Source organism: Sulfurimonas sp., from assembly GCF_019429335.1.
GTDB lineage: Bacteria > Campylobacterota > Campylobacteria > Campylobacterales > Sulfurimonadaceae > Sulfurimonas.
In genome coordinates this window covers 1-1,736 of record NZ_JAHYJB010000072.1, presented here as the reverse complement: position 1 = coordinate 1,736, position 1,736 = coordinate 1, and the positions used below count along the sequence as shown (strand labels likewise).

Below are 1,736 nucleotides of genomic sequence, written 5' to 3'. Positions count from 1 at the left end.
AATAACGCAAGCTCTTCACACATATTTCGCACTCTCTCATATTTCAGATGCCGTTATAAAAGGGCTTGATAAAAAACCATATCTTGATGCACTGACATGGAAATCTGAGGTGCAAAAGGGCGATATAACCTTTAACCAAGAGGTTGACAGAGTTTACCAAGAGGTAGATGGTGAGATAACTCTGTATGATAAAAACAGAACTCTACATGTTAGAAATGAGAACTCATCCTCTGCCGTTGTCTGGAACCCGTGGATAGAAAAAACTTCTAGATTGAGTGCCATGAAAGAAGATGCTTACGAGCATATGCTCTGCATCGAATCCGCAAACGCTTTTGATGATGCAAGAGTTGTAAAGCCCCAAAAGTCCCATACGTTAAAAGCCACAATTTTTTAACAAAATAAAGTTTTACAAAGAGAGTAGATTTTATTGTTTAGGACAAATTAAGAGAAAAAGAATAGAGTATAGCTGTGAAAGTAACATTTACCAACGAAATGTAATTTTTCATAAATTCCTACTAGGAGATGACAATGAACAGTTCATCAAGAAGGGTTTTTTTCAGATATATGGCTATATTAGGGCTTGCTACATGGGGTGTTACACCGCTTTTGGCAAAAGGAACAAAAGAGAAGCTGATATATCAGGAGACTCCAAAAGATGGCAAAAAATGTGCAGATTGCCTGCATTTTCTGCCAGAGACAAACGAGTGCAAAGTGGTTGAAGGCGCTATTAGCCCAGATGGCTGGTGCATGATGTATTTTAAAGATACAAGGAAAAAGAGCTAAACTCTATTTTTTAAGCTCAGAGTGCGCATCATAAGCCAAGCGCATAACACCTACTGCATAGTTGGATGAGTTGTTGTAGCGCATTATCTTTTTGGCATACTCTCTTATATATTGCAACTCTGCCTTGTCACATGTAAAACATTTGTACTCTTTGTCGCCGTTTTTTGTTTTTGCATAGACGAACGAAGCGTCTTCATGCTCAAATTCAAAATTGTACCATTGTGTCTCGATATCGACTATATCAGGTACCTTGTTCCAGTCAAGCAGCTCATTAAACTCTGCCTTTTGATGCAAAAAGTTGCTTGCAGATACTATGGCGTCTTCCATTTTTGTCAAATCACCAATTTCTGTTTTATACCCTTTTGCATAAACAAAACTGTTTGGCATAAACTGCGGAATCCCGACTGCTCCTGCGTAAGAGCTTGGAAGATTGCACTCCTCTGGTGTTACGCCTCTGTTGTAGCAGTAGGTTATGATTGCGGACATATTTGTTTTGCCCATAGTTACTAGCCACTTCTCTCTTGAAGTTTCCTGTTTTGTTCTGACAACCAGAGTGTTAAAGACGATAAATGCATCATGTGTCGGCTTTATTTTTCCGAGTTTTGTCTCTTTTATTAAAATTGCAGCGATTATTTCGCGGTTAACGCCGTATTTTCGTTCAGTGTAATCGTATACCTCTTCATACTCTCTTAGGTGCTCGACCATTTCTGGGACAAATTTAACAAGCACGTTGTTAGCTTTTTTCTCATTTTTTTTGTGTGTTTGAATATATTTTGGTTGCAGGTATTTGTAGCTTACATCGTCAAATTTTTGTGTCTTGAAATATGAGAGTAGAAATTTGTTTGCGTACAGATATGATACGCCGTTTTTTACAACTTGTTCACAGACATCTTTATAATCTCTGTTTTGAAACTCACAGTTGTCATATTTTCCCATAAGCAGGGTGCCAAATA

The 1,736-nt window shown here is 37.9% G+C and carries 2 protein-coding genes and 1 pseudogene; 2 read left to right on the top strand and 1 reads right to left on the bottom strand.

Annotation, left to right across the window (positions count from 1 at the left end; all coding sequences use genetic code 11):
• Both K0A91_RS10970 and K0A91_RS10965 read left to right on the top strand, forming a co-directional pair.
• Window positions 1–394 (top strand): annotated as a pseudogene (locus K0A91_RS10970) (D-hexose-6-phosphate mutarotase); the annotation flags it as partial.
• Window positions 395–528: 134 nt separating this feature from the next.
• Window positions 529–783 carry an iron oxidase oxidoreductase gene (locus K0A91_RS10965; RefSeq protein ID WP_295010260.1) on the top strand — a complete coding sequence of 85 codons (255 nt, stop codon included), beginning with the start codon at window positions 529–531 and terminating at the stop codon, window positions 781–783.
• A gap of 3 nt (window positions 784–786) precedes the next feature.
• Here the strand turns inward: K0A91_RS10965 and K0A91_RS10960 are convergent, their stop codons facing one another.
• Window positions 787–1,725, bottom strand: a complete 939-nt coding sequence (locus K0A91_RS10960) for a lytic murein transglycosylase (protein WP_295010262.1) — start codon at window positions 1,723–1,725, stop codon at window positions 787–789.
• Between the last annotated feature and the right edge of the window lie 11 nt (window positions 1,726–1,736).